Source organism: Corallococcus sp. BB11-1, assembly GCF_026626625.1.
GTDB classification, from domain to species: Bacteria; Myxococcota; Myxococcia; order Myxococcales; family Myxococcaceae; genus Corallococcus; species Corallococcus soli.
Genome location: NZ_JAPNJY010000042.1, coordinates 44,211 through 66,530, shown reverse-complemented (window position 1 = coordinate 66,530; position 22,320 = coordinate 44,211). Strand labels below are relative to the sequence as shown.

The following is a 22,320-nucleotide window of genomic DNA, read 5'->3' as shown; positions in this document are numbered from 1 at the left end:
CGGCGGTGCCCAGGAATGTGTGCATGCACTGTCCGCCGGGGACGCCCGTCCCACCCGGGGTGCCGCGCTGGTAGGGTGCGCCGCATGCGCTCCCTCCTCGCCTGCCTGCTCCTGTCGGGGTCCATCGCCTGCACGGCCACGCACGCCAACGCGCCCGTGACCGACGCGCACGCACAGGCCCCGCTGCCCTTCATCCCGGACGACTACGCCCGCGCGCTCGCCGACGCGAAGGCGAAGGGCGTGCCCCTGTTCGTCGACGTGTGGGCGCCGTGGTGCCACACCTGTCGCTCCATGCGCGCCTACGTCTTCACGGACAAGGCCCTGGCGAAGCACGCGGACCGCTACGTGTGGCTGGAGCTCAACACCGACCTGACCCAGAACGCGACGTTCCAGGAGAAGTACCCGGTGGAGTTCTGGCCCACCTTCTTCATCATCGACCCGCGCGAGGAGAAGGCCCTCTTGCGCTTCGCCGGCAGCGCCACGGTGCCCCAGATGGAGCGCCTCTTCGAGGATGGCGAACGCGCCTACAAGGGAGGCGCCACCGGCGCGGAGGCCCTGCTCGCCCGGGGCGATGCGCTCTACGGTGAGCGCAAGCCCGCGGAGGCCGCCGAGGCCCTGTCGCTCGCGCTCGCGGAGGCCCCCGCCGACTGGTCCCGCCGGGGCCGCGCGCTGGAGTCGCTGCTGATGGCGTCGTACGGCGCGAAGCAGTACGTGCCGTGCGCCCAGAAGGCCGTGGCGGAGCTGCCGAAGGTGCCGCGCTCGCTCAACCTGGCCAACGGCGTCCTCAACGGCCTCACCTGCGCGCTGGCCATTCCGACGGGCACCCCCGAGGCCGCGGACCTGCGCCACGCGCTGGAGGCCAGGGCGCGCGAGGTGCTCGCGCCGCCCGCCATCGCGATGGAGGCGGATGACCGCTCCGGCCTGTACGAGGTGCTGGTGGAGGCGCGCAAGGCGGACCAGGACACCGCGGGCGCGAAGCAGGTGGCGCAGGAGTGGCTCGCGTTCCTGGAGGCCGAGGCCGCGAAGGCCCCCAACCCCGAGGCGCGCACCGTGTTCGATTCGCACCGCATGCTCGCGGCGATGACGCTGGAGCAGCCCCAGCGGGCCATCCCCGCGCTGGAGCAGAGCGAGCGCGACCTGCCCCAGGACTACAACCCGCCCGCGCGGCTCGCGACGCTGTACCGGCTGACGGGGCGGCTGGAGGACGCGCTCGCCGCGAACGACCGGGCCCTGGCGCGCGTGCAGGGCGCCCGGCGGCTGTCCGTCCTCTCCGGCCGCGCGGACATCCACGTGGCCCGCAGGGACATGGCCTCGGCGGTGAAGACGCTGGAGGAGGCGCTCACCTTCGCCCGGACGCTGCCCGCGGCGCAGGTGTCGGCGCGTCAGGTGGAGGGGCTGGAGAAGAAGCTCGCCGGCCTCAAGGGCCCCGCCGCGGCCCCGGGCGCCGCGCCGTAGCTCCCAGGGCGACTACGGCACCGCGCGCCGCGCCTCCAGGTCGAACAACTGGAAGTCCTCCGCCTTGCCCTCGCGCATGGCGCCGTCGGTGAAGACCATCACCGCCTCCCCTGCCCCCGTCGTGGGCGGCGGGCCGTGCGCGTAGCCCACGCGCGTCCCGTCCGTCACCAGGTGGCGCAACACGCCGTCCCGCACGGGGCCGGGGGACACCAGCTCCCGGACCCGCTTGTCGCGCGTGTGGCCCACCACCTGCGTCAGCCCCAGGGGCAGCCTCCGGGGATCGAACCGCCGCCGGGGCGTCCCTCGTACGCGCTCCGCGTCCTCCGCCTGGAGGCTGGGCCGCTGGTAGAAGATGCCCGTCCCTTCCCCCGACGTCGCGTTGCCCGGATGGTGCAGGCCCGGCAGCACCAGCGGCCCGCCCGTCCACGCCGCCACCGCCCGGTCCATCACCCCGTTGAGCGCGTCCGCCACCGCGTGCGCATCCGCCCGGCGCCCGTGCGCGAGCCCCACCACGTCCAGGTCCTCGTGCGTGACGCCCGCGTGCAGCACCAGCAACGACTCCGCCGCCGCGTGCGCCACGCGGAACCGCCGGGCCCGCAGCAGGTGCTCCACCCACGCGCGCTGCTCCTCGGTCCAGGCGCTGAAGTCCCGCGCCGCCAGCTCCACGCTCGGCAGTCCCGGCCAGCGCGCGAGGAAGGCCCGCTCGGCCGCCGGGTCCGTGTCGTCGCCCCGGTAGAGCCCGTCCGCCTCCACCTGCGCGGCATGGAAGGTCGCATCGGTGAAGTCCGCCAGCTCCCCCACGCGCCCCAGGTCGTGGTTGCCCAGCAGCAGCACCGCCTGGTCGGCCGGGTGCGACGCGAGCCACGCCACCAGGGCCAGGCCGCTCCGGGCCACGCGCTCGCGCTCGGACGCGGGACCCCAGTCGAAGTGGTCGCCCACGGACACCAGGCACACGTCCGGGCGCAGGCCGCCGTCCCCGCCCAGCAACCCGTGCAGCGACAGGATGGACATCACCCGCTCGAAGTCCGCCTGCGGATCCCCCATCACCACGCGCCGCGTGCGGTGGCGCCCGTCCGCGGGGATTGCGTGCGGGCCCTTCGCCACGGCCGCGTCGGCGCGGGCCCACGCCTTCTTCAGGAGCGCTTCATCCATCCCCCCATCCTAGCCATGCCCCGCGCGACGCCCCACCGGAGGGGGCGGGCTTCGCGTCAGGACTGGAAGAAGCGAGAGATGAGCGCGGAGCGGCTCTCCACCTGGGCCTTGTTCAGGAGGTGCGTGACGTGCACCTCCACCGTGCGCTCGGCGCAGCCCAGGTGCAGGGCGATGGCCTTGTTCGTCTCCCCCTGCACCACGTGCTCCAGCACCTGCGCCTCGCGCGCGGTGAGCCCCCAGCGCTGGGCCAGCACCGGCAACTTGGAGGCCGGCTCCGTGGGCGGCCCCGGATCCAGCACCAGGTAGTGGTCCGGCAGCCCCGTCGTGCGCAGCGGGCCGGAGGAGAACAGGGGGCCCGTCCCCGGAGGGCTCCGGATGCAGTCGCGCACCTGCGCCGTCACCCCCTGGACGTCCTGCTCCAGCCGGGCCCGCCCTGCCTTGTTGGTGTGCATCACCCGGCCGCTGAACGTCACCACCCAGGCGGGCCGCCCCAGCACCTCCAGCGCCGCCCCCAGGGCCGAACCCAGGAGCCCCGCCTCCCGCAGCTTGCGGTCCATGGCCATCCGCCGCTGGATGGCCGGGGTCAGCGCGTGCAGCAGCCGCTGCTCCCGCTCGGTGAAGGGCTCGGGACGGAAGGCCCCCACCCAGCCGAGCATCGTCTCGCCCTCGCACACCAGCACCCGCATCTGGGCCATGTGCTCCAATCCCAGACGTCGGTACAGGTTCATGGAGTGCGCGGCGAGCTGGGTCCGGGCCTGCTCCCACTCCTGCTCGCTCAGCCCCAGCCGCTCCCACAGCGTGCCCTCCCCGGCCAGGGGCAGGGCCCGCAGCGTCTCCGTCAGCCCCAGCGGGGAGAAGCGCACCGGCTGGTTGCGCTGGGCCGGCGGTGGCCGCGCCGGGTCGAAGTAGCCGAACCGGCTCCCCGCCGGCGGCAGCGACGCGTCGAACAGCTCCGCCAACACCGGTGGCGGTTCGACGAAGCCCACGCCGTGGAGGAAGGTGGTGTGGTAGCGGTCGGGGCCGACGTCCACCCCATAGGCCGCCGTCCGCTCCGCGCGCAGGGCGTCCCGGAGGGCCGCGAGGACCGCGGGCAGGGCCTCGGAGCCGGGCTCCACGGCCCCCAGCAGGCCCTCCAACTCCTTCAGGAGGTGTTGGTCCTCGGAAATCAAATCAATCACGATTTCCTTAGTATATCCGTTGGAGGCAATTGGAAGACTTGTGAGGTCGGAAGTGGAATCCACAGTCCTTCCTCCTGTCCAGGTGAGACTTGCTTCCGGGCCTACCGAGTCGTTTGGGACTCGCGTGATTTCCTCAATAGAAATGCCTTTCGGTGGGGGGCACGATGCCGCTCCGTGCCCTTCCGGGGGGGTGGGCCGACCTGGAGTCGAAGAAACCGTGTGTGCGCGCGCCGGCGTCCCCCCAGGGATGTCGGCGCGCTGCCCCTTTTTCCGCCGACCCCTCCCTGGCCCCGGTGCCTGTCCGACATCCCACGCATCCGTGTCAGGTTGTCCCAGGGGTGAGCTGGGGCGGCGATGATGACCGCCTGCCCGCGCCCAGAAGGGGGAGGCCCTACGTGATGCGTGACCATGCCTATTACGCCCGGGCCCTGGAGGGGCGGCGGTTGCCGCTGGCCTTCGCGGACGTGGACCTGCTGGAGGAGAACGCGGCCGCGCTGGTGCGGCGCGCGGGAGGGCGGCCGGTGCGGCTGGCCACGAAGTCGGTGCGGTGCGTGGCGCTGCTGCGGCGGGTGCTCGACGGGCATCCCGGCTTCCAGGGCCTCATGTGCTTCAGCGCCGACGAGGCCGTGCGGCTGCGCGAGCGGGGCTTTACGGACCTGCTCATGGGCTACCCCATCGTGGATCCGGAGGCCCTGGCGGAGCTGTGCCGGCCTCCAGCGCCCGTGACGCTGATGGTGGACTGCCAGGAGCACGTCGCGCTCGCGGCCCGGGCGGCGCGGCGCCAGGGCACGCGCGTGCCCCTGTGCCTGGACGTGGACCTGTCGGTGGACCTGCCGGGGCTGCGCTTCGGCGTGCACCGTTCCCCGGTGCGCACGCCCGGGGACGCGCTGGCGGTGGCGCGGAGCATCGCCCAGGAGGGGGACGTGTTCCTCGCGGGCGTCATGGGCTACGAGGCGCAGCTCGCGGGCGTGCCGGACGCGGCGCCGCATGCTGGGGCGAAGAACCTGGCCATCCGCGCGCTCAAGCGGGCCTCCGTGGGGCCGGTGCGCACGCGGAGGCAGTCGGTGGTGGCGGCGCTGAAGGACGCGGGCTTCCCGGTGCGCTTCGTGAACGGCGGCGGCACCGGCAGCCTGGAGACCACGCGCGAGGACGCGAGCGTCACCGAACTCACCGCGGGCAGCGGCCTGTATTCGCCCGCGCTCTTCGACGGCTACCGGGGCTTCCACCACCAGCCCGCGGTGGCCTTCGCCATCCCCGTCACGCGCCGTCCCGGGCCGGGCCTGTTCACGTTGCAGGGCGGCGGCTACGTGGCCTCCGGCGCGGCGGGCGTGGACAAGCTGCCCACGCCGTACCTGCCCGAGGGCGCGAAGCTGCTGCCCCTGGAGGGCGCGGGCGAGGTGCAGACGCCCATCGCGTACTCGGGGCCGGTGCCCCTGCCGCTGGGCGCGCCCGTGTTCTTCCGGCACGCGAAGGCGGGCGAGGTCTGCGAACACTTCCGCACGCTCCTGCTCATCTCCGGGGGCCGCGTGGTGGATGAAGTCCCGACCTACCGGGGCGAGTGGGGTTGACGGCATGGCGTCCGTGAAGACGAAGACGTGGCGCAACTGGTCCGGCGCGGTGGTGGCCCACCCGTCGGAGTTCCTCCAGCCCGCCTCGGTGGACGCGCTGAAGGCCGCGCTCCGCGATGCGCAGGCACGAAGCCGCACCGTGCGGGTGGTGGGCAGCGGCCACTCGTTCCCGCCGCTGTGCGCGACGGATGAGACGATGCTGTCGCTGGCCGCCCTCTCCGGCGTCGAGGCGGTGGAGGCCTCCGCGCGCGAGGCCACCGTGTGGGCCGGCACGAACCTGCGCGAGCTGGGCGCCCTGCTCGCGTCGCACGGGCTGGCGATGGAGAACCTGGGCGACATCAACAAACAGTCGCTCGGGGGCGCGCTGGGCACGGGCACGCACGGCACGGGTGTGGGGCTGGGCATCCTCTCCACGCAGGCGAAGGCCATCACGCTCGTCACCGCGAGCGGCGAGGAGCTGACGGGTTCAGAGGACTCTGCGCCGGAGCTGCTCCAGGCGGCTCGCGTGTCGCTGGGGGCCCTGGGCGTGGTGACGCGGGTGCGCCTGCGGCTGCTGCCCGCGTACCGGCTGCGGCTGACGCGGCGGAACCTGGGGCTGGAGGAGTGCCTCGCCGGCCTGGATGAAGCGCGCTCGCGCCACCGGCACTACGAGTTCTTCTGGTTCCCCCACTCGGACCGGGTGATGACCAAGGCGATGGACCTCACGGACGAGGCCCCGCACGGGGTGGGCGTGGGGCGCTGGCTCAACGAGATGGTGATGGAGAACGCGGTCTTCGGCGCGGTGAGCCGGGCGTGCCGGATGCACCCCGCGTGGTGCGCGCCGGTGAGCCGGCTGTCGGCGAAGCTGGCGTCGGAGGGGGTGCTGGCGGGACAGAGCCATGCGCTGTTCGCCACGCCGCGCCTCGTGCGCTTCCAGGAGATGGAATACGGCGTGCCGGTGGAGCGGGGGCCGGACTGCCTGCGCGAGCTGTCCGAATACATCACGCGTGAGAAGCTGCCCGTGCACTTCCCGGTGGAGTACCGCTTCGTGCGGGGGGACGACGTGTTCCTGAGCCCGGCGCACGGCGGGGACCGCGCCTTCATCGCGGTGCACCAGTATCAGGGCATGCCCCTGGAGCCGTACTTCTCCGGCGCGGAGGCCATCTTCCGCAACCACGGAGGCCGGCCGCACTGGGGCAAGCTGCACACCCAGACGGCGGCGACGCTGAAACACCTGTATCCACGCTGGGACGACTTCCAGCGCGTGCGCGAGCAACTGGACCCGGAGGGACGGTTCCTCAATCCCTATCTGCGACGTCTCTTCGTGGAGGAGCGGCCTGCGTGGACCGGGAGTGAATCCGGAACCGCCCGGCTCGCGTAGCGCTGGCGTGCCGGTCGCGCAGGCGCGAAGCCCGCGACGCACCCGATACATCCGTTTCGCGCCCTGACGCGCGCGGTCATCCTCCAAGCCGCTGATAATGCACCCGTCCTGTCCCGGCATGCGGTTGGCTAGGGAGCAGGCCGTGCAGGACGCGGTGACGACCTTCGAGGGGGATGGATGCGGATGAAGCGCTCGTGGAAACGCATGGTGCTGGTGTCGATGTTGATGCTCGCGGTGGGTTGTCGCACGCCCGGCGCGGGGCTGCGGGCCGCGGGGGCGTCGGACTCTGGCAACTCCTCGGACTCTGGCAACTCCAGCGGCGGGGATTCGAGCAAGTCGGACTCCGGCAACTCCAGCGACGCGAACTCGTCCAAGTCGGATTCGGGCAACTCCAGCGGCGGGGATTCGAGTCGGAGCAACTCCAGCGGCGAGTCGAGCGAGTCGGGCTCGGGCGACTCCAGCGGTGGTGATTCGAGCCGCTCCGAGTCCAGTGGCACCAGTGAGGAGGGGTCGAGCCGCTCGGGTTCCAGTGACTCCAGTGATTCCACCGGCTCGGACTCGGGCAACTCCAGCGAGTCGGAGTCGGGCAGCTCCCGCGAGGGGCACTCCAGCCACTCGGGTTCGAGCGAGAACAGCGACTCGGACACCAGTGATTCGAGCAAGGTGGATCAGGGCGAGGACTCCAGCTCGCGCAGCGGAAGCAGCAACGAGCGGGGCAGCCAACTGCTGAGCACGGCGGCGGTGGCGCTGACGGTGCTGGGGCTGGGGGTCGTCATCTGGCAGGTGTACGAGCACTCCGAGAGGCGCAAGGGGTTCCAGCCCTCCGCGAAGGAGGTGGGCCGCGCGGCCCAGGTGTACCTGCGTGCGCGCACGCACCAACTGCGCGAGGACCTGGCGCTGGGCGCGGGCCCGACGGTGGAGGACCTGGCCCAGGCCGCGCGCATCCGGCGTGAGAACCTGGATGTCTTTGGCCGGCTGCTGCGTTCGCACCGCCAGGAGCTGCTGGGGCTGGCGGAGGCGAAGTCCCTGACCCCTGACCGGGCCCGGGCCTGGCTGGAGCGGGTGGGGGAGCTGGCGCGCACCGAGCCAAGGCTCGAAGAGGATCGCCAGGCGTTCCTCCTGCGACAGGAAGGGGCGACCCAGGCGTTCGAGGCCATGCATTGAGGTGCCGCGAAGCGGGGCTCCTGGCGCGAGGACTCCGGATGGGCCTGCTCGCGCTGCTGGTGTTGCCCGCTAGCGCGCGGGCGACTGCCCAGGAGCAGCCCGCATCGGAGCCGCGTGCATCGTCGCAGCCCGCATCGGAGCCGCGTGCATCGGAGCAGCCTGCATCAGCGCTGCCCGCACCGACTCCGCTCCATCTGCCCGGGTTGGTCGAAACCCTCCTTTCCGTGCCCCACGCCGCACCGTCCCCGAACGCGGAGGCCGGCACGAACTCCGCGCAGGCTCCCTCGCTCGCCTCCCGCGTGGCCGTGCTGGAGGCCACCACCGGCATCATCCTGCGCGACGGGGCGGCGCGGGATGCCTCGCTCGTCTCGGACGTGGAGGCGGGCCTCGCCGCGCTGCCTCCCGCGATGCGCCGTCCCCCCGGTGGCCGCCTGGAGTTCGTGCTCCACCCGGAGTCCGCGCCGCTGGGCCTGGGCGATGGCTCGAAGGCCCTTCCCGACTGGTCCGAGCACCGCGAGCAGTTCCACCTCTACCGCTACGCCCCCACGACGGAGCGCCGCGCCACCCTGCGCCTGTCCCGCCTCTCCGACGCGGAGACCGAACACCTGTGGCGCCGTCGGGCCGTGGTGCACGCCGTGATGCAGCGCTGGGACGACGCGAAGGGCTGGAGCCAGCGTCGGCAGTGGCGCCGGCTGGACGGGTGGATCCTCCCCTTCGAGCGGCCCCTGACGTGGAAGGAGTCCGCGAGCATCACCTACGCGGGGGCCTTCAGCCGCGCGCGGGGCCAGGTGAGCGCCTCGCTGGACCTGATCACCTTCGCCGAGGAACTCTTCATCCCCGCGGAGTCCCTGCGCCCGGACGCGCTGCCCGTGGATGAACAGGTGCGCTGCCAGGAGCTGTCCAAGGCGCGCGCCCTGACGGAGTTCCTCGCGGAGGCGCAGCTTGGCGCCCTGCCGGTGCGCGGTGACTGCCCCGCCTTCGACGCCTGGGCGGAAGCGGACGCGCTCTCCCACCTGGAGGTCCTGCTCGTCGCGGCCACGGGCCGGCAGCCCCAGTCCCTCTTCGGCCACCTGCTCTTGCGGCCGGTGTGGCGCGAGGGCGCCGTGGTGCAGGGCCCCAGCTTCGAGCGCGTGGTGCAACTGGTGGCCCTCACCGGCCTGGAGTCCAAGGGCCTGGGCTATCTGGTGAAGGGGATGACGGGCGGCTACAGCACCGTCTTCCTCACCGGAACCCTGGGCGACATCTCCCATGAGTCGCTGGAGCTGGAGCAGCGCACCATCCGCCGCTTCCGGCTGAACCTCACGCCCGGCGAATCCCAGCGCATGTTGGAGCGCATCTGGGAACTCGAGCGTCGCGGCTACCTGGGCTACTACTTCTTCACCGACAACTGCGCCGCCGCGCTCCTTTTCCTCCTCAACGGCGCCCTGGAGGACGGCCGTCACGTCCGGGCCCCCGGCACGTTGTGGGTGCTGCCCACCGCCACGCTGGACACCCTGGCGAAGACCGACGTGGTGGACGCCAACGGACGCGCGGTGTCGCTCCTGGAGCACCTCCCGGACGCCTTCGAGTCCACCGGGGACCGCGCCCGACGCGCCCTCACGGAGCAGGAGCGGCTCCTCACCCGGCTGGCCACGCTGCTCCCGCCCCAAGCCCTGGCACCCCTGCGCGACGTGCACCGCCACCTCCAGTCCTCCGAACCCGACGTGCGCCGCGCGGGCTACGGACGCATGACGCACGCCGTGACGACGGCGCTGGCGTCCGCCCCTTCCCCCGCGCGCGCGGAGGCGCGGGACGCACTGCACGCCTGGGTGGCGCAAGCGGTGCGGGTGGAGCGCGCGGCGGTGGACCAGGCCGAAGCGGAGGTGCTGGCCATCGACCGCGAGCGCCTCCTTGACCTCGACCTGAAGGGGGAGGGCCGGGCGTCGGATGGCGCGCTCGACCGGCAGCGCCTCTTCGAGCGCGAGGACTCCGTGCAGCGCAAGCTCGCGGTGTTGGACCGCACGGCGGTGCTCCAGCAGGCGCTGGCGTCGGCCACCAAGCGTCCGCCCACCCCCGATGAGCTGAAGGCCCTGGTTCGCGCCGGCCGCACCGAGGCCGCCTTCGCCGCCGCCACCGACGCGCAGGGAACGCTCAACGATGGGCCGCTGGCGGACGCGGATCCGCGCGCGTTCCTCGCGAGCGATCACCAGCGCAAGACGGAAGCGGAGGCCACCTGGGCCCGGGGCGCCCTGCGCGAATCCGGCGCGGCCCGCACGGTGGTGAGCGCGGGCATGGACTTCCCGAACACGGGCGCCGCGAGGCCGGTGGTGAGCCTGCGCACCTCCGCGATGAACGAAGCCCTGGGCGACGCGCGCCTGCACGGCTTCCAGTCCAGCAGTGAGCTGCGTGTGCTGGACGGGGAGCTCTCCGTGGAGCCTCGCTGGGGCGTGCCGCGCATCCTGGGCTCTCGCCTGACGCTGGTGGGCTACCGCACGCTGCTCCCGGAGTTGCCCCAGCAGCGCCGCTCGGTGTCGGACTCGCTGGGCTGGGGCGCCGAGGCGGGGATGGTCTCGGACTCCGAACGCGCCTTGCCCTTCCGGGCCCTGGTGCAAGCGGAGGCGCTGGGCGTGGTGGCGGCGTCGGAGCGCTTCGACACGTTCCTCGCGGTAGGGGTCGGAGCGCGGGCCACGATGGACTGGGGCCAGCTCCAGAGCGTGCCCGCCGTGGGCCCGCGCCTGTCCTTGTCCCACCGCACGGGCCTGCCCGGACCGGGCGGCAGCGCGCTGCGGTTGGAGGCCGCGTACGCGCCCGCGTGGCACGCGGGCGCGGTGTCGGGCTTCACGCACGAAGCGAACGCGACGCTCCAGGTGGAGTGGTACCTGGGGCGCGTCGCCCACTGGAGCGTGCTGCTCACTCCCCGCGCACAGGTCCAGTGGGAGGGACGACTCGCGTCGTGGCCAGGTCACGGGAATGGTCGTGCGAGCCTTCCGGAAGGGTGGGCGCGACGTCGCCTTGCGCTAGGAGTGGAGCTCCGCTGACGCGCGGGGCGACGCTGAAGGGAACCTCGCCGCTGAACATGGGCCGGCTGGCGGCGCCGGTGATGGCGCCCACGAACACCCCGAAGGCGTGCAGGAGGCTCCACGTCGTGAAGCCCAGCCCGGAGAAGATGCGCACGCTGCCCAGGCCGAAGACGTAGAAGAGCGTGTAGAGCGCGCCGGGCACCACGATGGCGGTGGCGAGCGCGGCCCCCAGCGCACGGCGTGGCCTGCCCGCGTGGAAGCCGCCGAACACGCCCGCCAGCAGCCCGTTGAACAGCGGAATGAAGAAGGTGGCCAGGCTGATGAGCACCATCGTCATCACGCTCACCTTGAGCCGGTTGTGGTTCCACAGGATGCGGCTCTCTTCCACCCGGGTGTTGAGCGGGTGCGATTCGTACTTCAGCTCCTCGTTCGGCAGCGGTGGCAGGCGGTGCGAGGGCCTGGAGCGTTCGGGGACGTCCGTATAGGTCTCATCCATGGGGCGGTGGCCTCCGTGCGGGCGGGGGAAGGACGGTGCCCGGACACGGATTTGAGATGGTGCTGGAAGCGGGCAGGTGGAAGGGCTGACGCCCCCTCCGGACCCCGAGGGGAAGGGCGCATGCCGTGCCTGCCCGCCGGGAATTTCCCCCGACGGGGCGTGGGGGCGGGTGCCGCACGCGGGGGCCGTGACGCATCGGAGACTTGGCGTCCGGTGGCTGGCGGCTATGCTGCCGCGCCCTGCCGTACCGCTTCCCAGCCCGGATGGACCCCATGAGCCTTCGCCGCAACCTGCTGACCGTCGCCGTCCTCTCCACCGCGCTGCTGTCGGCGTGCTCGCTGCGCCCGCGCTACAAGGACCTGGTCCAGACGAGCGGCACCGCGCAGCTCACCGAGGAGCAGCTCGTGGTCCTGCGCGTGACGGACGCCTCGACGGGTGAGCCGGTGAAGGGCGCCAAGGTGTCCGGCGGCGAGTACCGCAACCGCCTCAACGTCGTCAGCGACGAGAACGGCGAGGTGTCCCTCAAGGTCAGCAAGGCCCTGCTGACCGAGAACCCGCTGGTGGAGGTCGTGCTGCCCAAGGGCGTGCGGGCCTACAAGCTCCAACTGGTGCCCTCCGGTGAGGCCCCCGCCTCCGAAGGTGCCCCCGTGATGGCCCCCTCCACCGCTCCCAGCGAGGCGACGCCCGCGGAGCCGGCGGCCCCCGTGGCGCCCGGCGCTCCCACGGAGACGGCCATCCAGCCGGCCCCCGACGCGGGCACCTGAGCCACCCTCAGGTGAACCAGCGGACCAGGCGCTTGCCCTGCAGGCGCCGGTACGCCACCAGCAGTCGCTGGAAGTCTCCGTTGATGGTCACGAAGCGCACGCCGTAACGCCCCCGCGTGCGCTCCCCGGCGGAGCGGCGCGTCCACATGACCTCGCCCTGGAAGGGAACCTCCTCGTCCCCCAGCAGCAGCGCGCCCTCCAGCACGTCGCCCGCCTTCATCGGCTGGAGCATGTCCGCGCAGAAGCCGCTCTCCGACACGTCCCGCGTGTACACCGGCAGCATGCCGCGCAGACGGACGGCCAGGCGATGCTCGAAGCGAGGCACGGCTCGGGGGAGGTGCATGTCCTCAGTCTGACAGAATCCGTTTCAGCAATAAAATTGCGTCGAAACGAAAGCAGGCAGGGGGCCGTGCCCGGCGTGCAAATCCCGGGAAACGTTGAGAAATCTCCTGGAAGGAAGGAGCGGCCCATGTCGAAGGCGTTCACGAAGGAAGACGGGGGCGGCGACGAGGGACTCACCCCGGCGCGTCCCCGGTCGACGTCGGCGGAGCAGCGCTACATCACGCCGGAGGGCTACCGCGCGCTCCAGGAGGAGCTGCTGGCCACGCAGGGCCCGGCCTCCGAGGACTGGCCGGAGCTGGAGGCGGGCGTGCGCAGGCGGGAGCGTGAGCGCCGCGCGCATGAGCTCGCCGCCATCCTGGAGGAGGTGCGGGTGGTGGAGCCGGATCCCTCGCAGGTGGGGCGCGTCTTCTTCGGCGCGTGGGTGTTGCTGGAGGACGAGGAAGGCACGCAGATGCGCTACCGCATCGTCGGGCCGGATGAGGCGGACGTGAAGGCGGGGCGGCTGAGCGTGGAGTCGCCGCTGGCGCGCGCGCTGCTGGGCAAGGAGGCCGGTGAGGTCGTCCTGGTGGAGCGTCCCCGCGGCCCGGTGGAGTACGAGCTGCTCGCGGTGGAGTACGCGCTGTCCGAGGAGTCCGCGTCGGCGCCGTGAGGGGGCGCGCTCAGCGCTTCGTGGCGTGCACGGTGACGAGCCCGGTGAAGGGCCTGGGCATGCCGCCCTCGCGCACCTCCACGGAGAACCCCTCCGCCTCCAGCAGCGCGCGGGCGCGGGGCACCAGGAACGTCAGGTAGTACATGACGAAGGGTGGCTTCCAGAGCGCGTTGCGCATGCGCATGGCCGCGTTGAAGCCCTTCGCCACCCAGTAGCCGGGGTTGAGCGCGGACGGCGGGTGCCCGGTGACGAAGACGAACCGTCCCCCCGGCTTCAGCGCGCGCGCGATGCCCTTCACGAGCCGGGGCTCGTCCTCTTCCAGGATGTGCCCGAAGGCGCCGAAGCTGGTGATGAGGTCGAACTCCGCCGTGAACGGCAGCTCCCGCGCGTCGCCCCGCACGAAGTCGAGCGCCGCGTCCCCGGGCGCATCCGCCAGCAGGCGCCGCGCTTCGTCCAGCATGCCCTGGCTCAGGTCGAACCCGACGACGCGGTCGCGACACAGCGGGCGCAGCACGCGCATGGCGGCGCCGGTGCCGCAGCACACGTCCAGCGCGCTGCCCACGCTGGCCTCCGGGCCCACCTGCGCGAGCGCGGCCTTGAGCACCGCATCCGGCGTGCGGAACGGGGTGTGCTCGAACTTGGGCGCGAGCAGGTCGTAGCCCTGCTCGACGGAGGTGAGGGCCTGCCGGGTCAGCTCCCGGAAGGTGGGGCCATCGCGGTGGAACATGGAACGAGGTGTACCCACATCCGCCGCCTCCCGTCACCCGGGGTTTCGCACGACCCGACCGGCTTTGAATGTTTCGGCGGCACCCCCGTCAGTCAGGACAAGCAACACGGACGGAGGATGGAAGACATGGCTTTCAAGACCGCGCTCTCGACCCTGGCCTTCGCTGCACTGCTGCTCGGTTCCTCCACGGCGTTCGCGGAAGACTGGCGCGGCCAGACCCGGGCGGACGCGAAGTGGGGCCACGACAACCGCGGCGGCTGGCAGGTGCCGCAGGGCCAGGCGTTCCGCTACGACGATGACGACGCGCGCACGCGCCGCTTCGTGGGGTGCCGCGGCCCGAACTGCGATGCCCGCCCGATGCCGCGCCCGGTGGACTCGCGCGGCCGCTACGAACTGCAGACGGTGGAGCGCTGGGTGCCGGCGCGCTACGAGCAGGTCTGGGTCCCGGAGCAGTGCGTGTCGCGGGGCCGTCATGGCCGCCATGTGCGCTGCACGCCGGGCTACTACGACCAGCGCTACATCGCGGGCAACTACCAGGCGGTGACGGAGTGGGTCTGGGTGCCGTACGCCGGGCGCCGCTGGGTGACCGTGCAGTACCACCGTTAGTCGAAGCTTCTGGGGCGGCGGCAGGCAGGGGACACGCGGGGCGGTGCCTGGAGAGGGGGTTCTCCAGGTGTCGCCCCGAGGTGTTTTGTAGCCGAAGGCGCCGGGTGCCTTTCGGGTGCGGGCCTGTTAGGCAGGGCCCGCATATGGGGACCGCATTCATCACGGGCGCGGGCGTGCGCGTCGGCAGCGCGGTGGCTCGCGCGCTGGGCCGCGCCGGCTATGACCTGGCGCTCCACGCGAACCGCTCCGTGGGCTCGCTGGAAGCGCTGGCGGACGAACTCCGGGCACTGGGCCGCGCCGTCACGCTGTACTCCGCCGACCTCTCTGACGCGGAGGCCGTGGACGCGCTGGGCGCGAAGGTGCGGCGGGCGCATCCCGCGCTGGACGTGGTCGTCCACAACGCGGCCCTCTACGAGCGCGTGGACTTCGAGTCCATCACCCGGTCGCAGTACCGCCGGATGCTCGGCGTGAACGTGGACGCGCCCTTCTTCCTCACCCAGGCGCTGCTGCCTTCGCTGCGCGCGGGGAAGGACCCCGTGGTGGTGCACCTCACCGACATTGGAGGCGAGCGGGCGGTGAACCACTACGCGCACTATTCGGTGAGCAAGGCGGGGCTGGTGATGCTGACGCGCGCGCTGGCGGTGGAGCTGGCGCCGCTCGTGCGCGTCAACGCCATCTCCCCGGGCGTGGTGGCCTTCCCCGAACACTTCGACGCGGCGGCGCGCGAGGCCGAACTCCAGCGCATCCCCATGGGCCGCGAGGGCAGCGTGGAGGACGTCGCGCGCACGGTCCTCTTCCTGGCGCGCGAGGCGCCGTACCTCACCGGGCAGGTCATCGCCCTGGACGGTGGAAGGAGCGCCCAGCTGTGAGTGACGAGCCCGCGTTGATCCACCCCCTCGTCACCGACGCGGAGGGCCGCCCGCTGGATGTGATGCAGCTGCGCGGGCTCACCGTGGACTGCATCGTGGGCCTCTACAACCGCGAGCGCGTGACGCCGCAGCCGCTGCGCCTGGACGTGGCGCTCTTCCTGGACGCGCGGCAGGCGGCGGTGGGCGGGAAGCTCGCGAACACGGTGCACTACGGACGGCTGGCGGGGGAGCTGCGCTTCCTCCTGGATGCGTGCCGCTTCGAACTGCTGGAGTCCGCGGCGGAGGCCGTGTGCCGCTACCTCCTCGCGCCGCCCACGGACGCCGCGCCGCATGCGCCGGTGCGGGCGGCCACGGTGCGCGTGACGAAGCCGGAGGCGCTGGGCGGCTGGGCCATCCCCTCGCTCCAGGTGCACCGCGCGGCGGAGGAGATGGTCTACCGGACGGAGGAGGAGCCCTTCGGCCGGGTGGACGTCATCCACGAGGGCGCGACCTACGGCATCTACCGCCTGCGGGTGGAGCCAGGGGGGCGCCTCCCTCCACGCGTGAATGAGCACACGGAGGGGTGCGAGCTGGTGCTGGGCGCGGGGCTGCTGCTCCAGGGACAGCCGGTGGCCCGGGGCATGGCCTTCCACCTGCCGCGCGACCGCATGCACCGCTACGACAACCCGACGACCACCGAGCAGACGCTGCTGGGCGTGTACCGGCCGCGCATGGCGCTGGCGGAGGAGGGGAGCGCGGAGGGGCTGGAGGAACCGCCGTCGGAGGGGACGCTGTACTACCTGCCGGAGTAGGGACGGCGCCCGCCCCCGGGGTGGGCGGCCAAGCGACGTCACACGGAGGGTGTGCTAGCTCTAGGGGGCCCCACGGACCTCCCGGACCCTGGGGCGCGCGAGTGGGTCGGGCGGAGTGGAGCCCTGCTCACGAAGGACCCTTCGGATGAACCTGGACAGGCGGATTCAGCTCTTCATGGTGCTCGCGGGGGTGTTCATCACCTCGCTGGTGGTGGGCGACATCATCGGGGTGAAGCTGTTTGAAGTGCACCTGGGCTCGATGCCGGTGGTGCTGTCGGCGGGGATGCTGACGTTCCCGGTGACGTTCCTGCTCACGGACATCCTCAACGAGTTCTACGGCAAGCGGGCCGCGCGCTTCATCACCTGGGTGGGCTTCTTCATGGCCATCTTCACCTTCACGGTCATCGCCGTGGCGGTGCGGGTGGAGTGGGCGCCCATGACGCTGGAGAAGGGCTACGGCGGGACGGTGGCCGGGTCGTTCAACAACGTCTTCGCCGGCTCGCAGCGCATCCTGATGGCGTCGATGGTGGCGTACCTGGTGGGCCAGTTCGCGGACATCGGGATGTTCAACCTGCTCAAGCGCACGACGAACAACCGGATGCTGTGGCTGCGCGCCACGGGCTCCACGGTGGTGTCGCAGCTCATCGACACGACGGTGGTGCAGTACATCGCGTGGACGGGCGTGCTGCCCCACGACGTCATCGTGAAAATCATCTACTCGTCGTACGCGGCGAAGCTGCTGGTGGCGCTGGGCCTGACGCCGCTCATCTACCTGGGCCACGCCTTCGTGGAGCGCAAGCTGGGCATCGCCCCGGTGGTGCTGGGCCCGGACGGTGAGCCGGTGAACCTCCCGCCCTCCGCCTCCGAGTCGTCACCGGCGCGCGCGGCCTGAACGGCGTAGACTGCGCAGGGGGAGGACGCACTGGGCCGCTCATGAGGCAAGGCCGGGCATCGCGCCGACAAGGCGACCCTGGCCACGCACCCTTCAGCCCTGCCGGGCGTTCGGGGCAGGGTGCTTGAGCACCTGCATGGTGCCGCGCGTGACGCCGAACTGCTCGTGCACGGCCGCGCGCTTCACGGCCTCCGTGGGCGACAGCCGCCCCGCGAGCAACTCCTGATACGCCGTCAGCACGCGCGCGGCCTCCTCGCGCGTCTCCCGCACGAACTCCACCCGGAACCGCCGCACGCCCCGCTCCAGGAGGCGCGGCACCAGCGACGCCGCGCTCTGCGCCTGCGCGTTGAACACCGTGTTGCGGCACCCCACGTCCACGATGACCGGATGCTCCAGCCCCAGCCGGTCCTTGAGCGCGATGGCGTGCTTCTCACACGGCCGCCCGCAGGTGCGGTAGTCGCGCCCGTTGGACAGCGTGTGTGAATACACGCAGTGCTCGGTGTGGAACGTGGCGATGTGATGGTGCAGCGCCACCGCGAACCGGTGCGCGGGCGCCTTCTCCAGGAGCGCGAAGAGCTGCTCGGAATCCAGGTCGTGGGACACCGTCAGCGTGCCCAACCCCAGCCCCAGCAGGTGCGCCGCCGTCAGCGAGTTGGTGACGTTGAGTGAGAAGTCCCCGTGCAGCACCGGCCGCGAAGCCCCCGCCGGCTGCTCCAGGAAGTGCATCATCGCGCCCCAGTGGCGCACCAGCACCGCGTCCGGGCGCAGCCGGTCCAGGCGCGTGTCGTAGCCCTCCTCGCCCGGCTTCTGCACGCGCACGGTGGCGATGGTGACACGCAGCCCCGCCGCCCGCGCCCGCTCCACCGCGCGCTGGAGCCCCACCAGCTCCATCCAGTCCAGCTCCACCTCGCCCACGCCCGCCGCGATGGCCGCCTCCAGCTGCGCCTCGTTGCGGCACAGGGGCAGCAATCGCGGCCCCGCGTCCACTGGCCGAGGCGTCACGCGAGCCAGCAATCCCTGCCGAACCCCGTCCTCCACCGCGTCGGCACTCACGGTCCGCGCGGGCCCCCGCTCCACGTCCGCCGTCAGCTCCGCCACCAACTGCCGGCGCAGCGCCTTCAGCTCCGACACCGGCAGGTGCAGCCCCGGCGCCAGGCCCGAACAATCCAGCTCCGCCAGATGGAACGAGGTCCCACCCAGCGCGCCCAGCTTGTCCTTGAGCAGCGCCGCGTCCACGCCCGCGCCCCGCGAAGGCGCGAGCAGCGTCGTCCCCACCGCTTCCCGCACGGCCCACCCCGCGCGCATGCGCACGCGCAGCGGGGCCCCCTCCACGCCGGACACACACAGGGACAGCGGGATGCGGCCCTCGGGTTCTCCCTCCGCGAGCAGCCCCTCCGTGCGCCTTGCGAGCGCCGGGTCGCTGTTCAGCCACACGCGCTGCCCCGGCTCCACGCGGCCCAGGTCCGGCCCGGGGTGGCCGAAGCCCAGCACCCACGCGTCGCCTTCGCGCTCCACGCGGAAGATGGGGCCGCCCGGCTCGTGCTTGTCCTCGGGCGCACCCGCGTCGAACACCACGCCCATGCCGGGGCGCGGATCCACGTCCGCGGGATCCGGCTCGCCCGAAAGCGGCGCGGACACCGCGCCCGTCGCGGACTCCGGCCGCTCCTCACCCAGCCCCAGCGCACCCGTCCAGGGCCGGTCATCCGGCACCACCAGCACGTCCTTGCCCGCCACCGCGCTCACGCGGCCCAGGTACAGCCCCCGGTGCTTGGGGAAGCGCCCCTCCACCAGCGTCTGGTGGTCGGACCCCGCCAGGAACCCGTGGGAGAACCCCCGGCTGTACGACAGCGACATCTCCGCCAGGTCCTTCGCCAGCCGCGCCCCGTCGGGCTTGCCGGCCATCACGCCGTCCAGCCAGCGGCGGTAGCCCTGCACCGTGCTGGAGACGTACTGCGGCCCCTTGAGCCGGCCTTCAATCTTGAGGCTGTGCACGCCGATGTCCGCCAGCTCCGGCACCGCCCTCACGCCGCCAGGTCCTTGGGGCTGAGCAGGTACTTCACCTCGCCCAGGTCGCGCGTCTCCTCGTCCACCACCAGGTCGTAGGGCAGCCGGCAGGACTGCGCGCACTGGCCCCGGTTGGCGCTGCGCCCACCCCACGCCTCGCTGGTGAGGCACTGGCCGCTCCAGGACATGCAGAGCGCGCCGTGGATGAAGACCTCCAGCTCGATGTCCGTCTGCGACGCCAGCCGGCGGATCTCCGCCACCGACAGCTCGCGCGGCACCACCATGCGCGTGAAGCCCAGCCCCGTGGCGAACCGCGCCCCCTCCGCGCTGGACAGCGTCATCTGCGTGGAGGCGTGCAGCTCCAACTGGGGGCACACCGCCCGCGCCAGCAGCGCCACCGCCGGGTCCTGCACGATGAGGGCATCCACGCCCGCCTGTGCCACGCCGCGCAGCAGGTGCTCCACCACCGGCAGCTCGGGCTCGAACACCAACGTGTTCAACGTCACGTAGGCGCGCGCCCCGGCCCGGTGGATGAGGCCCACCGTGTCCGGCAGCCTTTCGAGCGAGAAGTTCTCCGCGCGGGCGCGCGCGTTGAACCCCTCGTCGAGCCCGAAGTAGACCGCGTCCGCGCCACTAGCGAGGGCAGCGCGCAACGACTCCAGGTCACCAGCGGGGGCGAGGATTTCGGGGCGTCGGGAAGACATGGGCCCCCTACCTAGCAAATGGCCTGGAGCCCCCTCAATCCTGTCGGTGTCCAAACAAGACGGACTCCTGGAGTGACCAGGGCTCCGCCTGGAGAGGCCCCGGCCCCCCAGATGTCTGTGATTGTCCTGGAGGAAGCAGGCGGGCAGGGGAGCGGACGTCGTCCCCTTGGGTGGCAGGAGCAGGAGGGCGTCTCCACCCTTCGACGCAGGAGGTCGTGAATGCCCGACGTCGTCGTCTACATGAAGCCCACCTGCCCCTATTCGCGCCAGGCCATGGACCTGCTCCAGGAGAAGGGCTGCCCGTTCCAGAAGGTGAACGTCGCCACGGATGACGCGCGCCACGAGGAGATGAAGGAGCGCAGCGGCCGTCACACCGTGCCGCAGATCTTCATCGCGGGCCGCCACGTCGGCGGGTGCGACGACCTGTATGCGCTGGAGGAGCGGGGGGAGCTGGATGCGCTGCTGAGCAGCGCCCAGGCGTCCACAGCGCCCTGATTCGCGTTCCCACGCCGTCCTTTCGAGCCGTGCTCGCGCCGGGCTTCATCCCGTCGGGCACGGCTCGGGTCGCTGAATCACCTGGCGCTGGTACTTCCGTTCAGTGGTCGTTTCCGGGCAGGAGGCCGAAGTTGTCGGCCCTCGGTGACGAGGAGATGCCCGTGGGCGTTCGCGAAGGTGGAAGCCGCCTGTCCTGCGCGCGGTGCCCACCTCGCGCCACATCCGCAGGCTTCAGGCGCCGCGCACAACCGCGCGGATTCACTCTGCCTGCCTGACCGCCCTCCAGGCGGGCGACAGGCTGCGCCCTGACATCCAGGGAATGCACGACGCGACCGTTGCCGTTGCCGGCCCCGCGAGCGCCCTCCCGCGCCGTGAACCCACGAGGAGTCCTCGCATGCGCCTCCGCCTGCCCCTGACGACCATCGTCTGTTCCGCCGCGGTGCTCGCGGGCCTCACCGGCTGTACCGGCAAGGTCGAACCCGCGCCCATAGGAAGGAACCCGGGAACGAAGACGCCACCCATCGTCACCCGTCCCCAGCCCGCCCCCGATGCCGGCACCGTCGTGGACGGGGGCACCGCGGACAGCGGCACGGCTCCTGACCCGACGGATCCACCGCCGCCCACGGATCCACCGCCGCCCACCGACCCACCTCCCACGGATCCACCGCCCGCGGAGTCGCAGTACTCGCGCGTGCTCTGGGTGTCACCGAACGGCAGCGACACCGCGGCCGGTTCGGAGGGCCAGCCCCTGCGCACGGTGGCGCGCGCGCTGGCGCTGGTGAAGCCCGGCGAGGCGGTGTTCCTCCAGTCGGGCACGTGGCGCGAACACGTCCAGCTCCAGGAGAAGCAGGGCACGGCGGCGAAGCCGCTGACGCTCCGGGCCGCGCCGGGCGCGACGGCTGTCCTCAAGGGGGGCTCCATCGGCAAGACGGCGCTGGTGGACGTGAGCGGCGCGTACTGGAACATCGTGGGGCTCACGGTGGACGTGGGCGGCGAGTCCACCTTCGCGGTGATGTGGCGGGGCGCGGGCGCGCACCACGGCGTGCTGAAGAACAGCATCGTGAAGAACGGCACGGAGGGCGCGGGCGTCTACGTGACGGAGAAGGCCCACGACGTCCTCATCGAGGACAACGACATCTCCCACTTCGACAAGGGAGACGAGGACAGCCACGGCGTCGCGGTGCAGACCTCCGCGAGCAACGTGGTGGTGCGCGGCAACGACATCCACCACAACTCCGGTGACGGCGTGCAGTGCCTGGGCCCGGAGGGCGGCGCCACGCTGCCCGGCACGCCGTTCGACAACCTGCTCGTGGAGGGCAACAAGCTCCACGACAACCGGGAGAACGGCGCGGACATCAAGACGTGCACGCGCGTCACGCTGCGCGGCAACACCATCTACAACCACCGCGGTGTGTCCTCCGCCGCGGGGGAGGGCATCGTCGTGCACCTGTCCCCCTCGGACGTCACGCTGGAGGACAACGTCCTCTACGCCAACGCGCGCGCCATCCAGATTGGCGGCTACCGCGAGGGCGCCCCGCCCACCCGCGTCATCATCCGCCGCAACCTCATCCACGACGGCCTGGGAGACTCGGAGGGCGAGGAGGGCACCGGCATCCGCGTGGACACCTCCGTGAGCGTGAAGGTGCAGCACAACACCGTGTGGAACCTGAGCGGCGCGTGCCTCATCTTCGGCGAGGGCGCGAGCGGCGCCAGCCAGGGCCTGGACGTGCGCAACAACATCTTCGCCGGCTGTGGGCTCGCCGCGCGGGGGGGCTCGGGTCGGAGCGGCGCCGTGATGGACGGCAACCTCTTCTTCCTCAACGGGGGCGCGGCGACGTTCCGCCTGGACAACGCCGCCATGGGGCTGGCGGAGTGGCGCTCGAAGGCCGGCCTGGACAAGCGCTCCCAGGAGCGCGCCCCCGGCTTCGTGGACACGGGCGCGGATGACTACCGCCTCACCCCGGCCTCCGCCGCGCGCGAGGCGGGCCTGTCGCTGGGCCTGCCCTTCTGTGGGGCCGCGCCGGACCAGGGGGCTTTCGAGTCAGGCTGCCCCTGACCCCACGGGGCGGTGTAGACTCCGGGCCCCTCGCTCCGGAGTCTTCCGC

Annotated in this window: 17 protein-coding genes and 1 pseudogene; 13 read left to right on the top strand and 5 right to left on the bottom strand. The window is 72.2% G+C overall.

Annotated features, from left to right (window positions below; genetic code table 11):
* Positions 1-84: 84 nt before the first annotated feature.
* Entirely contained in the window at positions 85-1,455 is a 1,371-nt protein-coding gene (locus OV207_RS35985) for a thioredoxin family protein (protein WP_267559625.1), read from the top strand.
* 12 nt (positions 1,456-1,467) lie between these two features.
* On the opposite strand, the gene OV207_RS35980 is transcribed toward OV207_RS35985, so the two are convergent.
* Positions 1,468-2,607, bottom strand: a complete 1,140-nt coding sequence (locus OV207_RS35980) for a metallophosphoesterase (protein WP_267559624.1) — start codon at positions 2,605-2,607, stop codon at positions 1,468-1,470.
* A gap of 56 nt (positions 2,608-2,663) precedes the next feature.
* Entirely contained in the window at positions 2,664-3,785 is a 1,122-nt protein-coding gene (locus OV207_RS35975; RefSeq protein ID WP_267559623.1) for a LuxR family transcriptional regulator, read from the bottom strand.
* A gap of 398 nt (positions 3,786-4,183) precedes the next feature.
* On the opposite strand from OV207_RS35975, the gene OV207_RS35970 reads away from it, so the two are divergent.
* The 5 genes from OV207_RS35970 (at position 4,184) to OV207_RS35950 (ending at position 12,136) form a co-directional block, all read left to right on the top strand.
* Positions 4,184-5,353 carry an amino acid deaminase/aldolase gene (locus tag OV207_RS35970; RefSeq protein WP_267559675.1) on the top strand — a complete coding sequence of 390 codons (1,170 nt, stop codon included), beginning with the start codon at positions 4,184-4,186 and terminating at the stop codon, positions 5,351-5,353.
* Positions 5,354-5,357: 4 nt separating this feature from the next.
* Entirely contained in the window at positions 5,358-6,713 is a 1,356-nt protein-coding gene (locus OV207_RS35965; RefSeq protein ID WP_267559622.1) for a D-arabinono-1,4-lactone oxidase, read from the top strand.
* A gap of 183 nt (positions 6,714-6,896) precedes the next feature.
* Positions 6,897-7,877: a hypothetical protein gene (locus OV207_RS35960; protein WP_267559621.1), complete on the top strand. Its 981-nt coding sequence runs from the start codon at positions 6,897-6,899 to the stop codon at positions 7,875-7,877.
* 224 nt (positions 7,878-8,101) lie between these two features.
* The gene (locus OV207_RS35955) at positions 8,102-10,894 is read left to right on the top strand and encodes a DUF4105 domain-containing protein (protein WP_267559620.1); all 2,793 of its coding nucleotides are present in this window, start codon (positions 8,102-8,104) and stop codon (positions 10,892-10,894) included.
* 750 nt (positions 10,895-11,644) lie between these two features.
* Positions 11,645-12,136, top strand: coding sequence for a hypothetical protein (locus OV207_RS35950; RefSeq protein ID WP_267559619.1), 492 nt, complete (start codon positions 11,645-11,647; stop codon positions 12,134-12,136).
* A 7-nt stretch (positions 12,137-12,143) separates the two neighbouring features.
* On the opposite strand, the gene OV207_RS35945 is transcribed toward OV207_RS35950, so the two are convergent.
* Entirely contained in the window at positions 12,144-12,479 is a 336-nt protein-coding gene (locus tag OV207_RS35945; protein ID WP_158620428.1) for a PilZ domain-containing protein, read from the bottom strand.
* Between the two features lie 126 nt (positions 12,480-12,605).
* Here OV207_RS35945 and OV207_RS35940 point away from each other — a divergent pair, with 126 nt between their 5' ends.
* Positions 12,606-13,127 carry a GreA/GreB family elongation factor gene (locus tag OV207_RS35940; RefSeq protein WP_267559618.1) on the top strand — a complete coding sequence of 174 codons (522 nt, stop codon included), beginning with the start codon at positions 12,606-12,608 and terminating at the stop codon, positions 13,125-13,127.
* 10 nt (positions 13,128-13,137) lie between these two features.
* Here OV207_RS35940 and OV207_RS35935 read toward each other — a convergent pair whose 3' ends face one another.
* On the bottom strand, positions 13,138-13,854 hold the full coding sequence (locus OV207_RS35935) for a class I SAM-dependent methyltransferase (RefSeq protein WP_267559617.1): 717 nt from the start codon (positions 13,852-13,854) through the stop codon (positions 13,138-13,140).
* 126 nt (positions 13,855-13,980) lie between these two features.
* On the opposite strand from OV207_RS35935, the gene OV207_RS35930 reads away from it, so the two are divergent.
* The 4 genes from OV207_RS35930 (at position 13,981) to OV207_RS35915 (ending at position 17,012) form a co-directional block, all read left to right on the top strand.
* A complete protein-coding gene (locus OV207_RS35930; protein ID WP_267559616.1) occupies positions 13,981-14,460 on the top strand; it encodes a hypothetical protein in 480 nt (159 codons plus the stop codon).
* Between the two features lie 143 nt (positions 14,461-14,603).
* Entirely contained in the window at positions 14,604-15,329 is a 726-nt protein-coding gene (locus OV207_RS35925) for an SDR family oxidoreductase (protein WP_267559615.1), read from the top strand.
* On the top strand, positions 15,326-16,120 hold the full coding sequence (locus OV207_RS35920) for a dihydroneopterin aldolase (RefSeq protein WP_420715293.1): 795 nt from the start codon (positions 15,326-15,328) through the stop codon (positions 16,118-16,120). Before OV207_RS35925 ends, OV207_RS35920 begins: the two co-directional genes overlap by 4 nt.
* Positions 16,121-16,265: 145 nt before the next feature.
* Positions 16,266-17,012, top strand: coding sequence for a queuosine precursor transporter (locus tag OV207_RS35915; protein ID WP_267559614.1), 747 nt, complete (start codon positions 16,266-16,268; stop codon positions 17,010-17,012).
* A 93-nt stretch (positions 17,013-17,105) separates the two neighbouring features.
* On the opposite strand, the pseudogene OV207_RS37705 reads toward OV207_RS35915, so the two are convergent.
* A pseudogene (locus tag OV207_RS37705) lies at positions 17,106-19,720 on the bottom strand (DUF3656 domain-containing U32 family peptidase).
* Between the two features lie 219 nt (positions 19,721-19,939).
* Here OV207_RS37705 and grxC point away from each other — a divergent pair.
* Together grxC and OV207_RS35895 are read left to right on the top strand one after the other, a co-directional pair.
* The gene (gene grxC / locus OV207_RS35900; protein WP_267559613.1) at positions 19,940-20,215 is read left to right on the top strand and encodes a glutaredoxin 3; all 276 of its coding nucleotides are present in this window, start codon (positions 19,940-19,942) and stop codon (positions 20,213-20,215) included.
* A gap of 394 nt (positions 20,216-20,609) precedes the next feature.
* Positions 20,610-22,271: a right-handed parallel beta-helix repeat-containing protein gene (locus OV207_RS35895; RefSeq protein ID WP_267559612.1), complete on the top strand. Its 1,662-nt coding sequence runs from the start codon at positions 20,610-20,612 to the stop codon at positions 22,269-22,271.
* Positions 22,272-22,320: the final 49 nt, after the last annotated feature.

What these genes read in the sequence shown, in the direction of transcription:
- OV207_RS35970 (WP_267559675.1), top strand. Translation starts at nt 4,184, where the DNA reads ATGCGTGACCATGCCTATTACGCCCGGGCCCTGGAGGGGCGGCGGTTG.
- OV207_RS35945 (WP_158620428.1), bottom strand. Translation starts at nt 12,479, where the DNA reads ATGCACCTCCCCCGAGCCGTGCCTCGCTTCGAGCATCGCCTGGCCGTC.
- OV207_RS35915 (WP_267559614.1), top strand. Translation starts at nt 16,266, where the DNA reads ATGAACCTGGACAGGCGGATTCAGCTCTTCATGGTGCTCGCGGGGGTG.
- OV207_RS35985 (WP_267559625.1), top strand. Translation starts at nt 85, where the DNA reads ATGCGCTCCCTCCTCGCCTGCCTGCTCCTGTCGGGGTCCATCGCCTGC.
- OV207_RS35980 (WP_267559624.1), bottom strand. Translation starts at nt 2,607, where the DNA reads ATGGATGAAGCGCTCCTGAAGAAGGCGTGGGCCCGCGCCGACGCGGCC.
- OV207_RS35895 (WP_267559612.1), top strand. Translation starts at nt 20,610, where the DNA reads ATGCGCCTCCGCCTGCCCCTGACGACCATCGTCTGTTCCGCCGCGGTG.
- OV207_RS35960 (WP_267559621.1), top strand. Translation starts at nt 6,897, where the DNA reads ATGAAGCGCTCGTGGAAACGCATGGTGCTGGTGTCGATGTTGATGCTC.
- OV207_RS35930 (WP_267559616.1), top strand. Translation starts at nt 13,981, where the DNA reads ATGGCTTTCAAGACCGCGCTCTCGACCCTGGCCTTCGCTGCACTGCTG.
- grxC (WP_267559613.1), top strand. Translation starts at nt 19,940, where the DNA reads ATGCCCGACGTCGTCGTCTACATGAAGCCCACCTGCCCCTATTCGCGC.
- OV207_RS35935 (WP_267559617.1), bottom strand. Translation starts at nt 13,854, where the DNA reads ATGTTCCACCGCGATGGCCCCACCTTCCGGGAGCTGACCCGGCAGGCC.
- OV207_RS35925 (WP_267559615.1), top strand. Translation starts at nt 14,604, where the DNA reads ATGGGGACCGCATTCATCACGGGCGCGGGCGTGCGCGTCGGCAGCGCG.
- OV207_RS35965 (WP_267559622.1), top strand. Translation starts at nt 5,358, where the DNA reads ATGGCGTCCGTGAAGACGAAGACGTGGCGCAACTGGTCCGGCGCGGTG.
- OV207_RS35940 (WP_267559618.1), top strand. Translation starts at nt 12,606, where the DNA reads ATGTCGAAGGCGTTCACGAAGGAAGACGGGGGCGGCGACGAGGGACTC.
- OV207_RS35950 (WP_267559619.1), top strand. Translation starts at nt 11,645, where the DNA reads ATGAGCCTTCGCCGCAACCTGCTGACCGTCGCCGTCCTCTCCACCGCG.